27 protein-coding genes, 1 tRNA gene and 1 pseudogene are annotated in these 21,919 nt (G+C 58.2%); 8 read left to right on the top strand and 21 right to left on the bottom strand.

Going from position 1 to position 21,919, the window contains the following annotated elements; translation table 11 throughout:
- Positions 1-6: 6 nt before the first annotated feature.
- From G359_RS09865 to G359_RS09825, 9 genes are all read right to left on the bottom strand, one after another.
- Positions 7-1,686, bottom strand: coding sequence for a globin-coupled sensor protein (locus G359_RS09865; RefSeq protein ID WP_045835987.1), 1,680 nt, complete (start codon positions 1,684-1,686; stop codon positions 7-9).
- Between the two features lie 399 nt (positions 1,687-2,085).
- Positions 2,086-2,162, bottom strand: a tRNA-Arg gene (locus tag G359_RS09860).
- 111 nt (positions 2,163-2,273) lie between these two features.
- On the bottom strand, positions 2,274-3,062 hold the full coding sequence (locus tag G359_RS09855; protein WP_045835986.1) for a glycosyltransferase family 2 protein: 789 nt from the start codon (positions 3,060-3,062) through the stop codon (positions 2,274-2,276).
- A 198-nt stretch (positions 3,063-3,260) separates the two neighbouring features.
- Positions 3,261-3,515: a GlsB/YeaQ/YmgE family stress response membrane protein gene (locus G359_RS09850; RefSeq protein WP_045835985.1), complete on the bottom strand. Its 255-nt coding sequence runs from the start codon at positions 3,513-3,515 to the stop codon at positions 3,261-3,263.
- 241 nt (positions 3,516-3,756) lie between these two features.
- Entirely contained in the window at positions 3,757-4,257 is a 501-nt protein-coding gene (locus G359_RS09845; RefSeq protein WP_052699288.1) for a TlpA family protein disulfide reductase, read from the bottom strand.
- Positions 4,254-5,483 carry an exo-alpha-sialidase gene (locus G359_RS20440; RefSeq protein WP_045835984.1) on the bottom strand — a complete coding sequence of 410 codons (1,230 nt, stop codon included), beginning with the start codon at positions 5,481-5,483 and terminating at the stop codon, positions 4,254-4,256. The genes G359_RS09845 and G359_RS20440 overlap by 4 nt, the downstream gene beginning before the upstream one ends.
- A 3-nt stretch (positions 5,484-5,486) precedes the next feature.
- Complete coding sequence (locus G359_RS09835) at positions 5,487-7,997, bottom strand: TonB-dependent receptor family protein (protein ID WP_045837859.1); 2,511 nt, start codon at positions 7,995-7,997, stop codon at positions 5,487-5,489.
- 90 nt (positions 7,998-8,087) lie between these two features.
- On the bottom strand, positions 8,088-8,537 hold the full coding sequence (locus tag G359_RS09830; protein WP_245279977.1) for a hypothetical protein: 450 nt from the start codon (positions 8,535-8,537) through the stop codon (positions 8,088-8,090).
- A 49-nt stretch (positions 8,538-8,586) separates the two neighbouring features.
- On the bottom strand, positions 8,587-9,099 hold the full coding sequence (locus G359_RS09825) for a hypothetical protein (protein WP_045835982.1): 513 nt from the start codon (positions 9,097-9,099) through the stop codon (positions 8,587-8,589).
- Positions 9,100-9,430: 331 nt separating this feature from the next.
- Here G359_RS09825 and G359_RS09820 point away from each other — a divergent pair, with 331 nt between their 5' ends.
- The 6 genes and pseudogenes from G359_RS09820 to G359_RS20435 all read left to right on the top strand — a co-directional run bounded on the left by G359_RS09820 (position 9,431) and on the right by G359_RS20435 (position 13,440).
- Positions 9,431-9,946, top strand: a complete 516-nt coding sequence (locus tag G359_RS09820) for a hypothetical protein (protein ID WP_245279976.1) — start codon at positions 9,431-9,433, stop codon at positions 9,944-9,946.
- An 86-nt stretch (positions 9,947-10,032) separates the two neighbouring features.
- Positions 10,033-10,554 (top strand): isopentenyl-diphosphate Delta-isomerase, encoded by a 522-nt coding sequence (gene idi / locus G359_RS09815; protein ID WP_045835981.1) that lies wholly within the window; start codon positions 10,033-10,035, stop codon positions 10,552-10,554.
- A 238-nt stretch (positions 10,555-10,792) separates the two neighbouring features.
- Positions 10,793-12,139 (top strand): ammonium transporter, encoded by a 1,347-nt coding sequence (locus G359_RS09810; protein ID WP_045835980.1) that lies wholly within the window; start codon positions 10,793-10,795, stop codon positions 12,137-12,139.
- Between the two features lie 269 nt (positions 12,140-12,408).
- Positions 12,409-12,990: pseudogene (locus tag G359_RS09805) on the top strand (UdgX family uracil-DNA binding protein); the annotation flags it as partial.
- Positions 12,991-13,072: 82 nt separating this feature from the next.
- Positions 13,073-13,309: a response regulator transcription factor gene (locus G359_RS19690; protein WP_052699286.1), complete on the top strand. Its 237-nt coding sequence runs from the start codon at positions 13,073-13,075 to the stop codon at positions 13,307-13,309.
- Positions 13,303-13,440 carry a hypothetical protein gene (locus tag G359_RS20435; RefSeq protein ID WP_156150727.1) on the top strand — a complete coding sequence of 46 codons (138 nt, stop codon included), beginning with the start codon at positions 13,303-13,305 and terminating at the stop codon, positions 13,438-13,440. Before G359_RS19690 ends, G359_RS20435 begins: the two co-directional genes overlap by 7 nt.
- Before the next feature lie 40 nt (positions 13,441-13,480).
- On the opposite strand, the gene G359_RS09795 is transcribed toward G359_RS20435, so the two are convergent.
- On the bottom strand, positions 13,481-13,846 hold the full coding sequence (locus G359_RS09795; RefSeq protein ID WP_045835979.1) for a hypothetical protein: 366 nt from the start codon (positions 13,844-13,846) through the stop codon (positions 13,481-13,483).
- 111 nt (positions 13,847-13,957) lie between these two features.
- Positions 13,958-14,158, bottom strand: a complete 201-nt coding sequence (locus G359_RS09790) for a CsbD family protein (protein WP_045835978.1) — start codon at positions 14,156-14,158, stop codon at positions 13,958-13,960.
- 174 nt (positions 14,159-14,332) lie between these two features.
- Between G359_RS09790 and G359_RS09785 the strand changes: the two genes are divergently transcribed.
- Together G359_RS09785 and G359_RS09780 are read left to right on the top strand one after the other, a co-directional pair.
- Positions 14,333-14,653 carry a hypothetical protein gene (locus G359_RS09785; protein WP_156150726.1) on the top strand — a complete coding sequence of 107 codons (321 nt, stop codon included), beginning with the start codon at positions 14,333-14,335 and terminating at the stop codon, positions 14,651-14,653.
- Positions 14,654-15,035: 382 nt separating this feature from the next.
- Positions 15,036-15,464 carry a hypothetical protein gene (locus tag G359_RS09780; protein WP_156150725.1) on the top strand — a complete coding sequence of 143 codons (429 nt, stop codon included), beginning with the start codon at positions 15,036-15,038 and terminating at the stop codon, positions 15,462-15,464.
- Between the two features lie 1,081 nt (positions 15,465-16,545).
- On the opposite strand, the gene G359_RS09770 is transcribed toward G359_RS09780, so the two are convergent.
- The 10 genes from G359_RS09770 to G359_RS09725 all read right to left on the bottom strand — a co-directional run bounded on the left by G359_RS09770 (position 16,546) and on the right by G359_RS09725 (position 21,630).
- Positions 16,546-16,809, bottom strand: coding sequence for a hypothetical protein (locus tag G359_RS09770; RefSeq protein WP_156150724.1), 264 nt, complete (start codon positions 16,807-16,809; stop codon positions 16,546-16,548).
- Positions 16,810-16,941: 132 nt separating this feature from the next.
- Positions 16,942-17,469: an HD domain-containing protein gene (locus G359_RS09765; RefSeq protein WP_045835973.1), complete on the bottom strand. Its 528-nt coding sequence runs from the start codon at positions 17,467-17,469 to the stop codon at positions 16,942-16,944.
- A gap of 236 nt (positions 17,470-17,705) precedes the next feature.
- Positions 17,706-18,659 carry a patatin-like phospholipase family protein gene (locus tag G359_RS09760; RefSeq protein ID WP_045835972.1) on the bottom strand — a complete coding sequence of 318 codons (954 nt, stop codon included), beginning with the start codon at positions 18,657-18,659 and terminating at the stop codon, positions 17,706-17,708.
- 139 nt (positions 18,660-18,798) lie between these two features.
- Positions 18,799-19,035 (bottom strand): hypothetical protein, encoded by a 237-nt coding sequence (locus tag G359_RS09755; protein ID WP_245279975.1) that lies wholly within the window; start codon positions 19,033-19,035, stop codon positions 18,799-18,801.
- A 47-nt stretch (positions 19,036-19,082) separates the two neighbouring features.
- Complete coding sequence (locus G359_RS09750; RefSeq protein WP_045835971.1) at positions 19,083-19,277, bottom strand: hypothetical protein; 195 nt, start codon at positions 19,275-19,277, stop codon at positions 19,083-19,085.
- A gap of 417 nt (positions 19,278-19,694) precedes the next feature.
- Positions 19,695-19,934: a hypothetical protein gene (locus G359_RS09745; protein ID WP_045835970.1), complete on the bottom strand. Its 240-nt coding sequence runs from the start codon at positions 19,932-19,934 to the stop codon at positions 19,695-19,697.
- A 73-nt stretch (positions 19,935-20,007) separates the two neighbouring features.
- Positions 20,008-20,352, bottom strand: a complete 345-nt coding sequence (locus G359_RS09740) for a cupin domain-containing protein (protein ID WP_045835969.1) — start codon at positions 20,350-20,352, stop codon at positions 20,008-20,010.
- 14 nt (positions 20,353-20,366) lie between these two features.
- Positions 20,367-20,726, bottom strand: a complete 360-nt coding sequence (locus G359_RS09735; protein WP_045837856.1) for a PRC-barrel domain-containing protein — start codon at positions 20,724-20,726, stop codon at positions 20,367-20,369.
- Positions 20,727-20,817: 91 nt separating this feature from the next.
- Positions 20,818-21,243 (bottom strand): low affinity iron permease family protein, encoded by a 426-nt coding sequence (locus G359_RS09730; protein ID WP_245279974.1) that lies wholly within the window; start codon positions 21,241-21,243, stop codon positions 20,818-20,820.
- Between the two features lie 144 nt (positions 21,244-21,387).
- Entirely contained in the window at positions 21,388-21,630 is a 243-nt protein-coding gene (locus G359_RS09725) for a PsiF family protein (RefSeq protein ID WP_045837854.1), read from the bottom strand.
- Positions 21,631-21,919: the final 289 nt, after the last annotated feature.

Raw genomic sequence — 21,919 nt, 5'->3', positions numbered from 1 at the left:
TTTGGGTCAGAATTCTTCCCAATCGGTCTTTTCCGGAGCGGCGGCCGTGTGCCGTTTCGGCTCAATCTTTTTGCGGGGCGATTGCACCAACGTTGGCCTGATCTTGGAAGCCATCTGATCCGCTGCTTTGCGAAGTGACTCCAGCCCGCTTTCCCCCAGATTAAATTCACTGACGAGGCGCGAGAGCTGGCCGGTTTCCTGGCCGAGGCTGTGGCAGGCAGCTGTCGTTTCTTCTACCATCGCAGCATTTTGTTGAGTGGTCAGGTCGAGATCGTTGATCGCGACGTTCACCTCTGCCAGCCCCGTTGCCTGCTGTTCGGCCGCTTGAGCGATGGACAGGATCATCTCGTTGATGCTCACCACGTGGGAAATAATTTCCTCCAACGTTTTTCCGCTGTCGGAGACGAAGCGCACACCGTTGTCCACTTGTTCGCTGGAGCGGGAGATCAGCGTCTTGATCTGCTTCGCAGCGTCCGCTGAGCGTTGTGCCAGCGCCCGGACTTCTGATGCGACGACCGCGAACCCACGCCCTGCATCGCCCGCGCGCGCTGCCTCCACGCCTGCGTTGAGAGCCAACAGGTTTGTTTGAAACGCAATCTCGTCGATCACGCCGATGATTTTCGCGATTTCCTTGGAGGAGTTCTCGATGTCGGCCATTGCGTCGACCGCCTGACGAACAACTGTTCGGCTTGCTTCTGCCGCTCCCTTAGCCGTGGCGGCCACATCGCGGGCATGAGAGGATTCGCCGGCGGTTTTCTTTACGATCGTTGTGATCTGTTCCAGCGCAGCCGCGGTTTCTTCGAGGCTTGCCGCCTGTTGCTCGGTGCGCCGTGACAGGTCATCTGCCGCCGTGGAGATTTCCTTGGTGCCCGACACCATCGCGTTCGCACTTGCCGCTACTTGTTGGAGGGCGATTTCGAACTGCTCAACGGCGGAGTCGAATTCACGTTGCACTCCCCGATAGGCGTCGGGAAGGTCTAGAGCGATGCGTGACGTCAAATCCTTATTGGCGAGCTTCGCAATGGCGGTGCTCATGGCAGTCAAGACTGCCGTGCGCTCGCTATTGGCCGCTTCTTCCTGAGCTTTGCGCTCGGCTGCCCGCCGCGCTTCCTCATCGCGCGCGCGTGCCGCTTCGAGTGCCACTTCCTTTTCGAGCTTCAATCTCGCTTGTTCTGCCGCCTCGACGTAGATGGAAATCGAGAGATCCATGTCGAGCATCATCGCCTTCACCAATGCGCTGATGCATTCGCCGATTTCGTCGGGGCCCTTTCTCTGGCGCCCCAACGAGAAGCCCGTTACCCACATCTCCTTCACGACGGACTTGATGAGGTGCTCAACGATGATTGCATAGCCACCGATGTACCAGCGCGGCTCCAGGCCGATACGTGCGTGGGCCTCGCCAACCTTGCGAACGTTGGTGACATACTGGTCGTCGAATTTTCCCGAGCTTATCGACGCCCAATGGTCGATCTGGGCGTTCTTCGCGCCATTCATTTGCGCCGTGTTCTTGAAGAATTTGCGCGTTTCTGGCGTCTTTTGGATGGTGCGATAGAGGACATCCAGAACGACTGGAAGTTCCTTGTCGATGATGCCTTTGATGCTGCGGATACTCGCGCACTGATCGCTATCAAGTCCAATGAAGGCGAGGCGGTCATTCAATGCGGAGTCGCGCGTTTGGTTTTCCATCGTCGTGCCTTGTATCCGAATTCAAGCGCTAACAGCGCAGTGCACCGCGAACTGCAGATGAATCGCGTTGCCCGGTTCTATACCGCACGGCCTTTCGAAAGATTTATTCGCGCATGGAAAAAGTGTCACGGCGAGCAGATGCATTTGGGGCGCCGGACATCCAGCTTTTGCGAGACGGCGACAGCATCGTTCATCGCTCGTCTTTTCAGCGATTGTCGACCTTGGTTTCGATGGCCATCGCGAGTTGCAACGACGTCATGCTACGCTTGACGTCATGCTACGCTTGATGACGTCGCGGCAGCTGAACAGAGGAAGCCAGCAGCTAACGCGCTTCTTCGCGCGTCCGTTGCTTTGGCGAGGAGAGATAGAAACAGCGTTTGGGAGAAATGAGCAGAGCATTGGCGATCCCGGCAGGATTTGAACCTGCGACCCTCTGCTTAGAAGGCAGATGCTCTATCCAACTGAGCTACGGGATCTTTGCCCCAGTCTATACTCGCAAATGCCTAGCGTATGAAAGGCCCCTCTTCACCGCTGGCACGGCTGAGAGACGATGCGTCCCGACGTGAATTTGCGAATTTCCGCGCTGTTCAGGCGGCGATGCTGCTCGGGCCGGACCTTACTTTCCCAGACCGCCATAAGCGATAGATCTTCAAAAATCTATAACGAGCCTGGATCCACGCGTACCGCAAGCCTTTGAGACCCCCGGTGCAGTGGCGCCTGACGACATAATATTTAAAAAAGTTCATCGGCAATTCGATGAGCAGACGCGACGCAAGCTCAAGCTTCGAGTTCAATCCGGAATTTTCCACCAGAAGCCACGTCCGCTCGTCGAGCTTGCGCTTCATATCGGCGAAAGAGCGCATCGAATAGTGAAATACCGGCGCCTGGAACCAGCCAATCGGATGTTCGTCAGTTACGACCGTGTCGTGAATTTTTGAGTTTCTGAACCTGACGTACCGGCGATCGTAAAGCCGCACATACCAATGATCCCGCGCCATTGGGCGCGGTGTTGTAGCGCCCGGATAGACCATCTGTATTGGCATGCCGTAAGCGACGAACACGGGATCGCCGTTCGCGAACATGGCGATGATTTCACGCGCCAGCTGCGGTGTGACGACTTCATCCGCGTCGAGGTTGAAGACCCAGTTATTTCTGCATTGGTCTTCACCGAAGCGTTTTTGAGAGCCGAAGCCAAGCCAAGACTGGGTAATGACCCTGCACCCCTCGGCAAGCGCGACGCTTACCGTATCGTCCGAACTTTCTGAATCGATTACGACGACTTCGTCGACCCACGGACGCACGGATCGGATCGTGCGTCCGATGCGGTCGCCTTCGTTCTTGGAGATGATGAAACAGGAAACAGGAACCTTAAACATTCACGCGAGCCGCTCATCAAAACTCTACAATGTCGTCAAGCCGTTAGCAGGTCTGACGCGGGAGGCAACACCGCAAAGCCATGTTGCCCCGAGCAAATTGTAGCTGTGCCGGAACGCCCGTCTCGGGGCGACCAACAAAAACGGGCCGTCAACGATGGCGTCAACAGCCCGTCCGAAATTTATGTCATAACCGGGTTTCTAAGCTCGTCGAACAAGGCGGGCGACAAACAGCAATATTATCGCTCCGATGGCTGCGGCAATGATCTCGCCGATGATGCCGCCGCCTAGGTGAATTCCGAGGTAGGGGAACAACCAACCAGCGATAAACGCTCCAATGATACCGACGATGATATCTCCGACCAGGCCGAAGCCACCACCGCTCATTACCTGCCCAGCCAACCAACCGGCAACGGCGCCGATCAGCAACCAGATGATCAATGCTTGGGGATCCATTTTTTAGTTCTCCCTGTCAGCACGCTCACGAATCGTGAAACGTCATCATCATCCGCGTCAAATCGTCCGCTGGCAAGTTGCTCCTCGTTTTCTCAGCGCTTAGCGGACTCCGCTCGCCCTGAATGTTGCGGTGGACTGTGGAATTGCGTGGTTTTTCCGAGGGATTTGAAATTCGTCAGTTTTAGCGGACGGTCGCGCATAGTCGGTTGCTCCACCAACTGGGAACCATGCGGACTCAAAGTTACCTGGGCGCCTGACGTTTCGTCGTGAGCCACGAGCCCAGTTCTTCGAAGTCCGCCAGACCTGAGAATGCCGTCACCGTTCCGTCGCCGGCGATAAGACGCGTGTAGGGCAGCTCTCCCATCCAATCCGGGCTGACTGCGAACCTCAACTTTTCCTCGAAGCCGTTTCCGAGAGCAAAGCTCTGCATGGAGCTCAGGCCCGCCTTCTGAAGCGTCGGGCCAATTTGCTCGGGCCGAGCGCCGCGTTGATCCCAATTGACAAGAACGACCGTTGCGTCGGGATGCGCTCGCGCGAACGCTCCCCATTCCTTGAGTTCGGCCATGCAATTGCTACAGGTCAGCCCCCAGAAATGGACGATCAGGGGGCGGCCCTTATGGGCGTCGCGGATCTCATTCAGGGTTGCAGCGTCAAACGTGCGGGGCGTCTCCGCGCCGGCAGCCGGTCTCGCCATCGGCAAAACAGCGACGATCAAGGCAGCGAATATCGATGCGAGTCTCATGATTGAGGCTCCAATGGCATGAGCCGGTAGCCCTCCTGCAGCGTTTGCCAGGAAAGATAGGCGCCGGTCGGGCTCGCGATCAGCAGCGGATGGTCGGACGCATCGTGCGTCATCGCTATGGAGCGTGGCGTGCTCCACGTCTTTCCGGCATCGCGCGACGTCATCAGATCGATGGTCGTCATTGCGCCGTCAAAAGATTTGTAGGCGAGATAGACGATGCCGTGTGCCGCCAGAACGTAAGGCCGCGATGTCTGCGCGTTGGGATCACCGAGCCGCATCGGCGTGGAGAATGTTTTTCCGCCGTCCTCGGAATGCGCGTAGTAGAGCCCCTTCAGTTTGCGGCCCAGCGCGAACCAGGTCGCGTGGTAGACACCCTCGGGGCTGATTGCGAGACTCGGTCCCTGATGCGGACAGGCGTCGATCTTCGCATCGTCGTCGCTGACGCGGTAAAGCGGGCCTGGCGTTTTTTCATCCGCGAAAGTGATGATGGCATGATCGCGAATGCCACCGTCGAAGATATTTCGAAAGAGCACGACCGGCTTCCCAGGCGCTGCGAAGGCAACGCCGATGCGGCAGCACTCGCAGGTGTTATCGCGCGCGATTGTTGCCGCTTGAAGCGTTCCGCCGGGTTTATCGTCCCAGGCGAAGGCGAGCGCGGCTCCGGCGTATGTCTTGCCGTCCTTCTTTGCCTTCGCTGCGTGGCGCTTGTCTATCCAGGCGACGAACGCGCGACCGTCCTGATCGAGCACCGCTGTCTCGAAGCGCTGGCTCGGCGAGTTTGACGTAATTGGCTGCGGCGCGCCGAACGTCTTCCCGCCGTCGCCGGAGCGGGCGATGAAAGCGTGGCCATTATATTTGTCATCGCGCGATGTATACGTGACGACGACTTGACCTGCTTGTCCGACTGCGATCTTCGGGCGGGCATCTGGGCCTTCGTCGAGCGGCAATTCCGTTTTAGGAAGCGTTACTGGATCGGAGAACGTTTTGCCGAGATCGGTCGAGCTTGCGACCGACACGCGGCCGCCTGCGCTCCATGTCAGCCATAACTTTCCATCCGCGCCAAAGGTGCCCGTCGCGACGCCGGCGCACACGAGTGCGGTCGTGTTGCAAGCGGTTGCCGTCGGCGCGTGGTTCATCTTCTTCATGTCGTCGTGCGACAGCGCCGGGCCCATTCCCACAACGAGCGAGGCAAGAAGCATTGCGGCCGCTTGAAACTTTTTCCGCATAACTCAAAACCTCACTTTCATTCCGCCGAAGTAAGTGCGCGGAGCACCGGCGTAGATCGAACCTGTACCCGTCTCAGCTAAAGTGGTTGCCGTCGAGCCGACTTTATCGGTGATGTTGTTTGCGGATGAGATGTACGTTTCGTCAAATAGGTTCCGGATCTCGAAGTAAGTCATCAGCGACCGCACCGGTCCGCTACCAAATTCCTTGTTGTAGTGAATGTTGACATTGACCAGATCATAGCCGGGCGCTTCGAGGAGATTGGCGTTCTCCATGTAGAAACCGTCGTGCCATTCGTATTCGGCAAATGCTCCGATGCCCTTGAACGGTCCATGCGCAAAATCATAACTCAGCCGCGTGGTGAATTCATTCGGTGAGACGCCAGGGATTTTGTTTCCATCGCGGCTGGCGGCTTTGCCCGCACCCGAGATTACCTCGGAATAATCGGTGTAATATTGATCGTTGCGAATGTAGGACGCGGTCAATCTCAGACCGTCGACGAGCGCGAAATCTGCCGCCACTTCTACGCCGCGGTGTTCCGAAGCCGGGGCGTTGAAGCTGAACGAGGAGCCGCTGTTGCCCGCGGGCGCTTGCGATACGATTTCGTTGTTGAAGAATTCATAGAAGCCCGTCACGCTCAATGTCAGGCCCGGTGCCGGCGTCCAATCGCCGCCAACGTCGAACCCGACGTTCGTTTGCGATTTGAGTTCCGTGTTGTTGCCGGGCTGTCCTTCAGAATTCACGAAAAGGTTCGAGAACTGCGGCGTGCCGTAGCCGCTGGCGACGCGGGCGCGCCATTGCCATTCGCGGGTCGGCGTGTAGACGACGCCGAGTTCGGGGGCGATGTTCGTCATCTCGCGGTCGGCCGACGTAATGGTGGTCGACGTCAGATTACCGCTCGTCGAATATTTGTAGCTCCTTTGCGCGCCGTCGAGATTGGTCCGCTCAACGGCAGCGCCCGCGATGACGGCGACGTCGGTCGCGACGCGTACTTCCTCGCGCGCCCGCACGCCGAAGTTCGTCGTCGATCCGGTGCTCTCGGACTGAAGCAAACCCAATCTTGCATTGCCGCCGGGCGCGACATTGTAGGTTTTGCCGTCGACGGGCAGATAGTTCCAATACGCGCCGAGATAGGAGAGCGTCGGCAGCCCGGCGAAAACTGATCTCTTCGTCAGGCCGGTGCTGACGTTATACGAGAGATAGTCGCCGATCGCGCTCGTCGCACCGGTTGGCTGGTTGATGTTGCGATCATCGATGACGACTTGCACCTGGCCCGTTGTCGCTGCGTCGAAGGCGTGTTCCCAGCGGAAGCCGCCGACGGTACGGCGATCATTGCGGTTTGCCCCCGCCTCCTCCGCTGTTTGCTTCACGGCACCCGCCGGGAGAACACCATTCACCGCTGCCGTATTACCGGTCGCCGAGTAAACGGTTGTCGCGCAGCCCGCCGCCGCGGTCGCTGCCGTCGCGCAGCCCTTCTGAAACGGGTTCTGCTTGAACTGATTGAGCGACATGCGGAAGGGCAGTTCCGTGTCGATGGTGTTGTTGATGAACTTGAAGGTGAACGTATCCGTCGATGACGGCTTCCACGTCATGAGCGCGTTGACGGTCTGCGTATCAAAGGCGCTGTAGCCGAAGTAGCCGTCACCACGCACATCGCTCGTGAAGACAGACGCTTCCCAGTTTTTTCCGCGTTTGCCGCCGCTTGCATAGTTGTTGAGGTAGTTGAAGCTGCCGACGTCGATCCCGTACTCGACACCGTCTATCGCGCCGCCGGGGAACGTGCGGAAGTTGATGGCGCCGCCGGTCGCGTAGTTTCCGAAGAGCGCCGATGATGGTCCGCGCCAGACGTCGACACCCGCATACGCATGCGGGTCGACCAGATCACTGCGTGAAAGGCCGTCGGGCTGGGTCACGGGAAATCCGTCGTCCAGAATGACGATGTTGCGGATGCCGAAGCCGTTTCGCGCGTTCGATCCACGGATCGAGATGCCCATGTCGCGCGGGCCGTTGCCTTGCTTCAAGGACACGCCGGGAACTTCGTGAAGGATGTCGCTCACCGAAAAGACCGGTGCGTTCTCGAAGCGAGTCATATCCACGGCGGCTGCCGCCTGGGCGCCTGCCCCCGAAGCACCTGGGACGCTTGCGACTGCTGCGGACGGTGTGCCGGGATTGCCGATTGCGGGTGCCAAAGCCGGATGCGCATCAGATGGCGGCGATGCAGAGGCGATCTCCGGTGCGGCGGCCGCGGACGGTGGTTTCACAACTTTCGCCGGCTTTGCTGCGGCAGTTGCTGGCTTTGCCTCTGATTTCACTTTCGCCTTCTGCGCAACAGCTGGCGCACGGGCGGGTGAGGTTTGTTGCACCGTGACGTCGGGCAGCTTGATTTCGTTCGCTGCGGTCTTGTCGTCAGCCCGGACTTTCTGATTGGCGGCGATGGCGAGTGCGATAGCCGATGAAGCGACGACGACGCGTCTTAGTCGAGGCGCCGCGAAAGCGCGGCCTGCCAAGAGTTGCATTTGCATATTTCCTACTGATCTGACTTGCGAGATCGCGGGCGCGGCGGCTCAAGGCACGTCGCGTCGCTACCCGGCAGAAATGCCGAAGGCTCAGGTCAGTAAGGACGGGGGGCCACGCGCAAATTGGGCGCCCGGTTTCGGAGTGGCGCGGAAAATCTCTGTGGTGATCGCATAGGTCAGCGCGGCATAGCGGACCGTATGCGAAAGCGGATGCGTTTCGTGATTGACCGCAACCGCGCCGACAGGGGCGTAGGGGCACGTGCTCTTATCCGCCGCCGGCGCCTTGGCCGGTTGTGGAACGCCTTGATCGTCCAAGGTGAAGCTCTGCGGGCCGTGCCCCGTGCAAATGACGATCTGCACCGAACCGCTATGGTCGGGGGTTGCCGCCAGCATGAGGCCGACAGGCAACAAGCTGCGTACCGCGAACGCAATAATGATCAAAAAATTGACGTAGCGGTGCATCGTGATCGTCTGTTGCCTGGCGCATTCTGGGGGTTCTACCCGAAAAGCGCATTTACTTTCCTCTTCCGTATAACGCAATGACTCTTCGATCGGAAGACCGACGGAAGTCCAACGCGCGACTGGAAGATCACACCGACTGGAAAGTGGTTGCGGGCGCTCCTTGACCGCCGCGGAAGCGCCGGACGGCCAGCCAACCGAGTGCGATAAATGCAATTAACGCCGCGGTCTGCGCGATGAGAAACGGCGGTTCGCTCTGCGTCGGGGCCAACGCGTGGAGGGCTGGTACTTTCAAGAAGAGCTGGACGATGAGAACGAAGACGTTGAGGTAAAGCGCAGTTGATGCGGTCACCACGTAGACCCAGCGCCACGCGCCTGCGAGGTGCGCTCCGTAAAGTGAGTAAATCGCGATCGCCAAGGTAACCAGCAATATACTCCCGACGATGTGCGATGGGAGCAGCTTGGTGAAAGTGAAACCGAAGCCGGTGATGCCGGTCAGAACCGTCGTCAGCAGAAAGAGAGCTGTCACGCCTGGCCATGCCGCGTTTGCAATAAATCCAAGAAAGACGACGACGCCGGCCGCAATGGCGACCAGGCTCAGCACCACGTGTACGAACGTGAAGGTATCCATCCCAAAGATCATCGAAAGCTCCGCTGGCGATCGCCGCCCTCTCGGCGGCGCCCGCACCTGTGAGCCAAGTCCGAAAGTCCGTCAACGTTTAAATGTTGAACGTAATTTATTTGGGGATCAGCCAAGCGGCAACGTCATGCCTCCGTGAGCAATGCCTCAAATACCGGCAGCGGCATCGTCTGCGGCTTACGTCTTGAGCAACTTCGGGGAAAGAGTCGCTGCGCAATTTCCAGTCTCTGAAAATTGCTTGATGCGGATCAGAGGGTTAATTGCCTTTTGGAGCGCTGGCACATAACTTGAGTCAACCAGCGACAATCGAACTCAACATGCAGAGTGCGCCGCCGTGAGCCAGGACGACATGCATGGCTACACGGTGGCCTATGAACGAGAAGAGATTCAGTTTCCCGTTTATGTCGTCTGTTTGATCGGCGCATGTCTCGCGACGATCGGTTTTGCGATCGATAACATCATCCTGATCGCGCTGTCGCTGATGGCATTTGGCTTTGCCTACTACAATTTTCCTTTGCTCGAGACAGGCAAGCCGCGGATTGGTTGCGGGCAATACGGGATCTTCGCCGAGGGCCTCGGGATCGTTGCCTGGAGGTCGATCAAGGAGATCGAACTGAAGCCGATCGACATCCGCGGCTCGACGAGCAACGAGTTGCGCATCACTCTCGAGGACCCGCTGCAAAAGGCATTGCTGGTCGATTGGCGCCGCCGACCGTTTTACCGGTTCCTGATGCGGCTTCCCTGGACGTTTTCCGGCAACATCATCCGAATTCCCGTCGACGTTTTCGACCGGCCCGCCGAGGAGATCATGCAAAGTTTCACACGCATGATGGCCTTCTACAAACGTTGAGCACAGGGGGTTATCGGGTGGAAACCGAAGCGCTATGCTGCGCGCGGGTGGAACGTTCAGGCTAAAACTCCAGGAAAGCGCGAAACATGCTGCGGGAAGAAGTCGTCCTCGTCGACCATGAGGACAAAGAGACAGGCGTTGCCGAAAAGCTCGAGGCTCACCAGCAGGGCGTTCTTCACCGCGCTTTTTCCGTGATGGTCTGGGACAGCAAGGGCCGGCTGCTTCTGCAAAGGCGGCAGGTGGACAAATATCATTCGGGCGGCCTGTGGACCAACACGTGCTGCGGGCATCCGCGCCCCGGCGAGTCGTCACTCGACGCCGCAGCGCGGCGACTCAACGAAGAAATGCGCGTCATCTGTCCGCTGACCGAGATCGGCACCTTCACCTATCGTGCCGAACTCGATGCGGGACTGATTGAGCACGAGTTCGTGCATGTCTTCCGCGGCCGCTATGACGGGGTGATCGCGCCGAACCCTGTCGAGTGCGACGGCTACAGCTGGACGAGCCCGGACGTCATCCGAAAGCAGCTCGCGGCCGTGCCTCAGTGCTTCAGCGCTTGGTTCAAGAAGTACGTGGAAGCCGAGTGGCCGATCGCGCCTCCAGGTTGAGATATGATCAGCAGGGAGATTATCCGCGCGCAGCCTTTGCCTCAGGATTGGTCAAAGTGCCTAGGCATTGATCTAGCAGCATAATCCCTCTGGTACGTTTGTCCCCATAAACGCGCTTTCGGGTCGCTTGGCACACTCTTTGCGATCATTGTCCCCGCCTGATGAGAAAGCAGCAAAGCCCGCACAAGCTGTGGTCGGACGGCATGGAACGATCGGGACCAACATTGGGGGACTAGGAATGACTTCAAGACTTCGACCCTCGCTTGGAGCCGCGGCTCTCGGCGTAGTATCGCTACTTGCGACATCCGCAATTGCATTTGCCCAAGAGGCTGCGCCTGCCGCTGCCGCACCGCCGGCACCAGCCTTCAACAACGGCGACATCGCATGGATGCTGACGTCGTCCGTGCTCGTGCTCATGATGCTCGTCCCCGGTCTGGGGCTCTTCTACGCTGGCCTAGTGCGCAAGAAAAATGCACTCGCCATTCTCATGCAGTGCGTGTTCGGCGCCGGCCTTCTGTCGGTTGTCTGGACCGTCATCGGCTATTCGCTCGCCTTCACCGAAGGCAATCCGTTCTTCGGCGGATTCTCGAAGGTTTTGCTAGCCGGCATTGCACCTGATACCCCGGCGCCTGCCGCCGCGAGTATCCCTGAGTTCCTCTTCGTCATGTTCCAAATGACGTTCTTCATCATCACGCCGATCATCGCCCTTGGCGGACCGGCCGACCGCATGAAGTTCTCGGCGTCCATGATCTTCGTGACGCTCTGGTCGATCTTCGCCTACGCACCGATCGCTCACATGGTGTGGGGCCCGGGCGGCTATCTCGGTAGCGCAGGCGTCCTCGACTTCGCCGGCGGCACCGTCGTTCACATCAACTCGGCCATCGCTGGTCTCGTCGCTGCCATCGTCATCGGCAAGCGCAAGGGCTATGGCACCGAGCAGATGGCTCCTCACAATCTGGCTCTGACCATGATCGGCGGCTCACTGCTGTGGTGCGGCTGGTTCGGCTTCAACGTCGGCTCTGCACTGAGCGCTGGCGCAAGCACTGGCATCCTCATGTTCAATACGCAGATCGCAACCGCGGGTGCTGTCGTCTCGTGGACGCTCGTCGAGTGGATCATCAAAGGCAAGCCGAGCCTTCTCGGGGCCGTTTCCGGCGCCATTGCAGGTCTCGTGGCGATCACGCCGGCTTGCGGCTTCGTCGGGGTCGACGGTGCGCTGATCATCGGTCTTGCGGCGGGTATCGTCTGCTACTGGGGCGTCACCGGCCTGAAGCACACTCTGGGCTATGACGATGCGCTCGACGTCTTCGGCGTTCATGGCGTCGGCGGCATCCTCGGCGCGGTGCTCACCGGCGTCTTCGCCATTCAAGCTGTCGGCGGCGCAGGAAAATCCGGCTGGATCGAAGGCAACCTGCATCAGGTCTGGGTCCAGATCGAAGGCATCGGCTTGACGATCGTCTGGTCGGCGGTCGTCAGCCTCATCGCCCTGCTCCTTATCAAGGTCACGGTCGGCTTGCGGGTCAGCGAGGCCGAAGAGGCCGAGGGCCTCGACCTCGTTCTCCACGGAGAGACCTTCCACGATTAAAGGGCACGACTGAGGTTGGCAGTGCTCCCTGACTTGCCTCAGACGAGGGCGCCGGAACCCCAAGTTCCGGCGCCCAACTCTGATAATAAAATTACAATCGTCGATATTTGAAATTCCATAACTTACCAGAAGACACCGCAGCGGAACCAAAAGTTGTCATCGGGCGTCGGTCAATGGACCAGCTTTAGCCGAGCGCGCGATGATAGATGCCGAAGAACACAACAGATGCTTCCGCCCCATCGATCACACCGAATGACCTCTTTCAGACCGACGAGCCTAAGAGCCTGAGTGGGCTGAACGAGATTATCGCGGCTGCGAAGCCTATGGTTCACGGGGGAAAGAAGGCCGTACTCGGCGAGGGTCCGATCGGCGCCGATCTGGCGTTTGTCGGCGAGCAGCCGGGTTACCAGGAAGATCTTCAAGGCCGGCCGTTTGTCGGGCCGGCTGGTCAACTATTGAACAAGGCGTTGACAGAGGCCGGCATTGACCGGGAGGACACCTACGTCACGAATGCAGTCAAGCATTTCAAGTATGAGGAGCGCGGCAAGCGGCGCATCCACCAGAAGCCGACAATGGGCGAAATAAAACACTATCGGTGGTGGCTTCTCAAAGAACTCGGCTTCGTCCACCCGCGTCTCGTCGTGGCGCTCGGGGCGACGGCGGCGGCCGCCCTCGCGGGTGCGCCCGTCGCAATCGGAAAATCACGCGGCAAATATCAGTTCGGCAACTTTCCGGGCTTCGTCACCATTCATCCCTCGTCGCTGCTTCGCATGCCGGACCATGACGAGCGCGAACATGCATTCGCCGATTTTGTCAGGGATTTGAAAACCGCGCAGAAATTGGTGCACTGATTATCGCCGCAGCCAATGGTGGCCGTGCCCAGAGTTCAATGAGGCGAGCTTCGGTTGCTCGCGCGAGAAACGAGAAGGTGTCTTGGCAATTGCGAAAGTTCTCATCGTAGAAGACGAAATGCTCATTCGCATGGGCCTTGCCGCCGATTTTGAAGACGGTGGATACGATCCCGTGTTGACGAACAGCGCCAATGACGCGTTGCATATTCTCCAGACCCAGCTTGGCATCAAGGTCGTCTTCACGGATATCAATATGCCCGGCGATATGGACGGTCTGACGCTCGCGAATACGTTCGCCAACACTGGCAGCACATGGTGATCATCGTCAGTTCCGGAAAGCGCCTACCGACGATTGCGGCTTTGCCTCCCGGCGCGCGCTTCTTGGCAAAGCCCGTAAGCGAATCCGCCATGGCGCTCCTGTGCAACGACTTCAAGGAAGCGCTGTCGTAGGCCGCATCGTAATCGTGGGCTTTCGTTCGCCCGCGTTTTGCTACTGCCGCGCCGGATATTTCACTTTCGTCATCGCGTCGACTTCGTCGATCAGCGCCTCGCCGAGATCAAGGGCTTGATCGGCGGTCAACCCATAGGCCGGCTCATCCTCGAAACGCAACATGACCACCGGTTCGTGGCGGCCGTGGCCAACGGCATAGCGGTCAGGAATTTTCGTAAGGTCGCCAAAAGCGCTGGCCGACCGAAAATGATCGTCGAGTATCGAGGAGAGCGTTTCGGCGATGCGGGCGTCGATGGAGATCGTTTGGCTCTCTCCCGCAGCATTGCAAACCGTGATTTCCAACCGCTGGTTCGCACGATCGAATTCGGAGCGCGTCAGCATCTCCGCACAAAACGTCTTGGACATTCCTGCTTTCCCCAACCATGAGATTGTGCATGGTTCATACGCAATCTCATCGGTTGAGGCAAAAAGAAAGGCCCAAGTTTTGGGCCTTTCTTTATCAAAGTGCCGGTAACTCTATCGGAGCGAATCTGACCAAGCGTCGACTTCCTTCTTAACCTGCTCCTTGGCGTAGCCGTAGCGCTCCTGAAGCACGCCTTCGAGCTGCTCGCGTTTACCGTTTATCTTAGCGATGTCGTCATCGGTTAAGTGGCCCCACTTCTCCTTTGCCTTACCTGCGAATTGCTTCCAGTTGCCTTCAACACGATCCCAATTCATCGAAATCCTCCTCTATTGTCTGGTTATCAAACGTGGCCGCTAGAGTTGAGTTCCGAAAAAGGAGGAAGGGTCAGTCGCGCCGAGCAAAAATGGCGGGAAAGCGAGACGGAACGAACGTTTATGCCGGGAGTAGTCTTCACGTGTTCGTTCGTCCCTCGCAAACGAGGTTTGCTCATGAGAATTTTGATTGTTTCTACGGCAGTCATGATGTTGCTTGCCGCGCCGGCAGCGTGGGCGCAAAACGCACCCGGCGACCAAGAAAATATGTCGGGAGATAGCGATATGATGCGCGGCGAGGATTTCGATCTCAGCGAAGCTCCGTATACGAATGACGAGCAGGCGCAGCCCGCGGATGACGACGTCGATGAAATGGCAAATGCCCCGGAGCCAAACGAACACAATATCAGCGGCGAGGGCGCAAGCTCCGGACAAAGCGGACTTGGCGAAGATGAAGATGACGACGCTTCTCCAGGCGCGCCCGTGCCGGAAGAATAAAAGAAAAAGCCCCGGTTCCCGCGTTTAAGCGGGCTCCGAGGCCTTCCACGACCCCTCGTCTAGGAGCCATGCGCCAGCGTTTTCTGCCGGCGATCCGATAGATCTTCCAAGTGCCTGTCCGCCTAAGCGGTGTTTGTGAAGACGGCACTTTCTGGACCTTCTGATCCCCGCGTGAGAGACACCCGGCATGTCTGCAGTACCTGACAGCCCGCGGATGGTTTCCATCGCTCTAGCACTTTGCGTGCAACTCGCGGTTTTCTGGGGAATTTTCGATGCTGCTGGAACTAATACCCATCGTCGCGCGTCAATAGCTCGTTCAGAAATGGGCCGCGCCGCATTTCGAAGCCGTTGCGCGAAGCATCAAGCCACTGGGAGCGTCGTTATGGCGGCTGATGAAGGTCAATCAGGTCCCAAGGCTGACAGGTCTCGCCCGAGTTCTTTGCTTCACTGGCTCAGTGATCGCGTCAATTTCCGTTTGTTTAGCCACATGCTCTCCGCAAGGCGGACGGTATCGCGCGCTGTGTCGAAAGATGAAGACAATCCCGCCCCAATCAAGGCTAGCGACTACCTGGAGATATGCCGCGAAAAAGCTCTAGACGCCTATACGATCGAAGAAGCGATCTATTGGCATAATGAAATCATCACCGAGCTTTCGATCGAACTCCACACCGTGCAAACGATGCGATGGCCTGATACCGTGAAGGCCAGCATGACGATCGCGCTCGAAGACCGGCTCAATCAACATGCCACTGCCGTGACGCGATTGGCCGGTATTCTCGAAAGAAACGAGCAGCTTATCTGGCAGCCTTGAGTTAGCTGCCGGACTTTTTCGCGGCTGGCGCGCTGCTGCTATTGCGCTCGCGCTTCTCGGCCTTGGCGACCCGCTTCTCCAAATTCTCCGCTTTCCGCTGACGGGCTTGGATGCGCCGGCGACGGTTATCTGACATCATAGGCATAGGCCACTCCATTTATTCAACATCAAGTGAAACACCCGAACGGCGAAGCGCCGGTTCGGGATCGCACGACGCCTCAGTAGCAGACCCAAACGAATTCGTCATAGTAGTTCGACCAGCGCCAACACGGGCCAATACCGTAGGGGTACCACTGGCCGTGCCAGAACCTGCGGCCGTGCGGATGACCCCCTCTACGGTGATCGCCGCGCGGGCCTGCAAAATGGTCACCGCCGCGGCCACGTTCTCCGCCCCGCGCACGTTCTCCGCCCCGCGCGCGTTCTCCGCCACCGCGGTTCCCGCGGTAAGTGTGGCCACCGTACTGTCCACCGCCTTGGAATCTCGCGCCACCACCCGGTCCTCCCCCGCCTCCTCCGCCCGGACCACCTCCTCCGCCCGGGCCGCCCCCGCCACCACCGCGAGGACCCGCTCCCGCTGGACCTCCGCCTCCGCCGCCCCCTCCTCCTCCGCCCGGTTGGCTCATGGCAGCAAGAGGCATGCATAAAGTCGCGATCACAGCGAGCGCGAACGGCAGGTGACGGAGCATCATCGGAACCTCTCCCTTATTTGTTTTGAGAGAATTTATGGCCGCGGCCTAACACACTCCTCCTCGAGCTTTTCAAATAGACGGTCGAGTGGTGAACCTAATGAAAAAATTCGTTCCGGAATTTGGAGTCACATCTCGTCGGGATTTCTTCGCGTGCTGAAGGTGCGCTTTGTCGACTTTCAAAGCGGCGCGGCCAACCCAGCATTGCTCAGCATTCGCGTCGTGACGCGCGAAAATGAAAGCACCCTGGCGGGGGGAGCCAGGGTGCTTGGGCCACGGCTGAAAGGAGCACACCGGGGGGAGGTGCTGCCGTGGTTATGAGTATTACGCTCCAGCCGTTGACATGTTCCCTCCTGCATGAACGCGATTCGTCTGCCGCTTGGCAGCGCGCAACATCAGTTTTTCTGTTGGTTCGCTGAGCCCGGCTCAGCGTTGGTTTTGGAACCGGTATCCGGTTGCGTTCCGTTGGCTGGCGGATTCTGCGGCGTTTTTGAAGGCTCCGTCTTTTCCGTGGTGGCACCTCCCATGGTATTCGCGTCACCACGCTGCGATGCGGTCCCGGCGTTTTTTGAACCTTCCGTCTGCGGTTGACCCGTTCGATTGACATCATCCGCAATTACAGCCGAACTCATCAAAGCAAGACAGGCGACAGCGGCCATAGCGGCGGATCTCATTCGTGGTCTCCGATATCATCTGTGATGCGCAATCGCGCTTCGCCTAACGGGCATGCCGGAAACGTCAGGGCCGCAGCGAAGTTGCATGCACCGGTGCGAACGTAGGCGCGCGCATCGCTAAAGCGAGGCGGATTCCGTTACATTCGCCGCCTTCTGGAATAGGGGCAGCCTCAACAAACGGCTCGTTTCCACTTCCGCCATCTTCTTCAAGCAGAGACGCTTCTCATCGAGAAACGTCGGGCCGAAAGCAGGATCGTGGGACGCGATCGCCATTCCATTATCGATGATGTCGGCCAGCTTGATGAGCTTCGCGTTCCAAGGCGCTCGTGAAAGTCTCCACGCTGCCTGGATGGCTCGCGATGTGCGGGTGCCTTTTTCCGAATCCGTCAGCCAATAGACAAGTTCCGCAATGGACTCGCCGAATTTCTGACTGAGCTCTTCGATGCTCGTATCACTCTTCTCGACAGTATCGTGAAGAAATGCGGCTGCGAGAATATCGGCTCCCTTGTAACCATATTCTGCCAGGACAGCGGCGACGGCATCGAGATGCACGATGTAAGGGCGACCATCGTGCTTGCGCACTTGCCCGTGGTGCTTCGCAATCGCGAAGTCTCTCGCATCGTGTATCGTCGCGGATACCAGCATCGGAGTCGTCAATCTCTCCCTTTGAGGACCAAGCGATTGCTTCAACAAGTTCCGACAAGTAGACGCGTATCTCAGGGCTACGGTTTCGAAGCGGTGGCAATGTGCCATAGTTTGGAACGGGGAACTTTCCGCAGGGCAACACTAGGGCGAATGGGTCACCCGTTCGTTGCACGAGCGTTCTCAACTTGAAGCACTTTGGTCACGCTCCAAGGGTGCGCGAGATCTGTCATCGCCTGTTATCCGGCGAAGAGGCGCGTATTGAGGAGCGCGGGCGGCGGGGCCTTCAGGTATCGCTCGATCATAGGCAGATGAGGCTCTATAGCCGCCTTGCCGCTGGCGATCATTTCGTCTGCACGATGAAAATCGAGAACACCGATATCCGCGAGATCCGGCGTCACAAGGAGATCGGGCGGATCGCCCATCAAACGCGCTCTTGCGATGCGGTCGTGAAATATACTGAATGAGTTGAGGATCACGGATGTAATGCCGGGTGCACCATCCTGACGTTGACCAAAAATCTGCCTGTGAAGCAGCTGGAGCGCGCCGCTACCGTTCCATCGGGTGATCGGCGCTTCTTCGACGACAATCTCACCGGCGGCCTCATCTTCATCGTCGCCGATGCAGATCCCTCCCCGCCCGAATTCACTCGTTAGATTGACGCCGACAACAATTCGCGCCCCGAGCGCGCGGCAAACGGAAACGGGCACCGGATTGACGAGGCAGCCATCTACGAGCCAACGGCCATTGAGGTGCACAGGGCGCACGATTCCGGGGATGGCGGACGATGCGCGAACCGCTTCGGTGACGCAGCCGCGCCGGAGCCAGATTTCATGACCCGTTGCGAGATCGGTCGCTATGGCGGCAAAGCGAACGGGGAGTTGCTCGATGGACAGTCCGCGCAAATGATCGTCGAAACGATCAAAAAGCCGCTGACCGGCAATCAGACCGGATCCCGAGACACTCAAATCCAAAAAGCTGAAGACGCGGCGGCGGGTCAGTTCCCGTGCGAATCCTGCGAGATCATCCAATCGGCCCGATGCGTAATGGCCGCCGACGATCGCACCGATCGAGGTGCCGACCACAATCTCGGGCTCTAACCCCGCTTCCGCCAAACCCTGAAGAATGCCGATATGCGCCCAGCCTCGAGCAGCTCCACCGCCCAAGGCTAGCGCGAATTTCTGTTTTGACATTTCCCGTTACCTCTCGCCGCGACCCAAAGAACGGCGATTTCACAACGCGTGAAGAGGTTTTTTGTTCGATGCCCCAACCGGCCTAGTGCTTTCACTCGATTGGGAGCGAGTTTCGGCGTGCTTTGCAGTTGTCCATAAATTAGGCGGCGGTCCTGCGGTTGCGAAAGTCGGAGGCATAAACCTCGTCCAGCACCTTATGAAGCTGATGGCGCGCCTCCTTCAGGTGCTTCGTGCACTCATCCGGATGGGCGATATCGAGATAGACCGGCGCTGCTTTCAGTTCTTTCTCGAGCTCGTAGACGGCTTTCAGAACTTCATAGACCTGATTGACGGCCTTCTTGCGCATCGCGGGCACCTCCGTTTGCTCGTCTGCCATGGTTAACCGGCAGCAGCAATCGAGGTTCCAGCGATGCGTTCAACGGATCAATCGAGACGGCCAGCCTCGCGCAACTCGTGCAGGAACTGACGCAAGTGGAAGCACTCGTCCTTGATCGTCTTCAGCGCCAAATTGGCTTCGAACGATTTTCCTTCAGCGCGAGCAGCATCGAGACGCGACGCTTCTCCGCGAATCAAATTCAGCCCTTTGACGATACGATCTGCGGCGTTCTCTGTGCCCATGACCCACCACCCCCGTTTTGTGCGTTACGACGTTTTTTGCGTAAAATGCGGCAACGAGTTGGCGATGCGCTGTCACGTTGCATCGCAGGTCGTAAGGCAGTCTGTCGCATCAGCACTTGGCACGCCTTCCGGGAGGCCAAAACCTCGCGGGAACGCGGATGGGACGCACACGTTAGCGAAATACGAGGAGAGAAATATAAAAGCGAAAGCGAATGTAGTGACACGAGATATCGATGATTGGATGTTTCATTTTGAGCGGCAGGTTGGGCCCCAGCTAAAGGCGCTGTTTGGGTCAAATCTCGAAAGCCTTCCACCGGCGATCGCGTCGCGCCTGCAGAAACTTCGCAAAGCAGAGGATCCGCCCATCGACGCCCCGGTTAAGCCTGTCAAACGATAATCCGGCTTCGTCGATCCTCGCTAAATCGCGAGATCAGCGTCGCGCTCCGTCCAATAGAGATCGGCAAGACGATCGAGGATGACATCGGGAAGAGGATTTTTCGCTAGGTCCGATTGAAGGTACGCATTGGCACGGACGAAAATCGGATCTGCAGTTTTGCGCTTTTCGTCTACCGGCAGCAGTTGTTCTCCCGACAGAGAGTTCTGCCACACGCGTGACATTGATACGGACCAGATCCAGAGTGCCATAGCCGGGTGCATTTGACGTTCTCCAAGAAACCCGTCAGTGAAACGCGCTTCTAGGAGGCTAAGTTTCGATTGAAGCCCGCGACAATCATTCAGCCTTGCCTGCGGGCCGTTCCGCTCCGTCGCGCGTGTAGGCTGGGGGAACGTAGAAATTCAGGGTCTTCATGGGATCGTTGCCGGTGTTGCGGATCTCATGCCTTTCGCCGTGGGCGATCAGAATGAGAGATCCTGGCCGTAGCGCGTGAGTGTGACCGTCCACGATCGCCTCGCCGGTCCCACTCTCCACGTAAAGCCACTGGTCTGAGTCTTTATGGAAGTTGTCTTTGCCGCCCTCTCTTCCGCCAGGCTCGATTACCATCACGGCAGCCTGCGAACGGCTATTTCCCGCAATGACGCGAAACCCCTTCCCATATTTTACGGACGTTTGCTCCATCGCGTGCAGTTCGCTCAGCGCGGCTCGAGTTCCCAGTATGTTGGTGCGCCGTAGGCTTCATGGAGGCGCCCTTCGGCATCGCGATTTCGCAGCGAAAGCGGATCGAAGTCAGGCGATGCCTGGAGCTGCTCTTCCGTGATTCCCGTGACGTAACCGTTCAGGTCGGCGTCCCAGCGAAGCGCCGTCCATGGAACGACGTACTGGCTTTTGCCGAGACCGAGGAATCCGCCAAAGCTCAATACCGCGTACCGGACTTTGCCGGTTATCGTATCGATAATCAGATCGTCGACAGCGCCGATCTCAGTGTGCGCGCCGTCATATACGGCCGTACCCGCGACTTGGCTTGCTTCAAGAAATCTGTTTTCAGACTGCATTTTTATGTCCTTCTTCCGGAGCCGCGGCTGAAGTCCAACGCAGGCTTCAAGGACATTGTTCCGATTGAACTTGCCGAGCGTTCTCGGCCGCTCAGGAATGTCTTCGCCGGGCAAATTCCTTTTGCAATTTCTCAATCTCATCCTCGGTCGCGTGTTCGAGATCGATCAGAATATTGCGCGCGCTTTGCGTGCTGCGAATAAGCTCGTCGAGCTTCAATTGAATTGCTTTACCGTCCTTATTCTGGCTGTGCTGGATGAGGAACACGGCGAGAAACGTAACCAGCGTCGTGCCCGTGTTCACGACGAGCTGCCACGTATCAGAGTAATGGAAATAGGGGCCCGTCGCGGCCCATAGAACTACCGAGAGCGTCGCCACGACGAAGGCAGAGGCCGAGCCGATAACCAGCGCGGATCGTCCCGCGAATTGCGAGAAGCTGTGCATCACGCGCTGTCGCCATCCCAGCCGTGCTGATTGCGGACGGACGGCGGCAGGCGTTTCTGTTTCGATGGTCATCATGGCCGCACCGGACGGGCTGGGCGCGCCTCACGCATAGAGCAGGCGCACCTGCCACTGGTTTATCTAACGTCGGCGAAGCAACGCCAGCCTGATAAACTTTGTTCCCGCTGCAGGCTGTGGCGCAGCCGTCGCGGCCTATTTCTCTCAGGCGCCGGACGCGTCCTTCACGCATTTCTTCGTGAAGCTCGTTTGTGCGGCTCCGTGCAGATTCTTTGCCTTCGCATCCGCATCGCATTTCGCCTGCGCATCTTTTTCGCATTTCGTCATGAAGCTTTTCAATGCCGCACCAGCGAGCTTTTTATCCTTGGCTGTCGCATTGCATGAAGCGTCTGCGAAAGCCGCGCCCGAAACGCAAACGCTCATCAAAAGCGCAAGAACGATCCTCATCGTCTCCTCCATTATTCCTTTAGCTTCGCCGTCCGCATTAGACCGGCCACCGATAGATACGTCTAATATTTCTTGCGGCCGCATCAATTCGAGCGTGCAAGCTTACCGAAAAGTAAAGTCGCTGGTGCGGAGAATGTTTCCATCGCGACAGCGCCGGAAATGCGGCGATCCCGGTCAATCAACAGAAGGAAAGCGCGCGCCGAATGATCAACCTACTTGTAGGGCCGCGGAGGCGAAGCGAAGTTTGGACGCGGCGGGAACTGTTCAGCCGGCAGTCGGTAAAATTCTC

Origin of the sequence: Hyphomicrobium sp. 99, assembly GCF_000384335.2 — a bacterium.
Taxonomy (GTDB): Bacteria; Pseudomonadota; Alphaproteobacteria; order Rhizobiales; family Hyphomicrobiaceae; genus Hyphomicrobium_B.
Note: the sequence above shows the minus strand (reverse complement) of the source record. Positions and strands in the feature narration are given on the sequence as shown.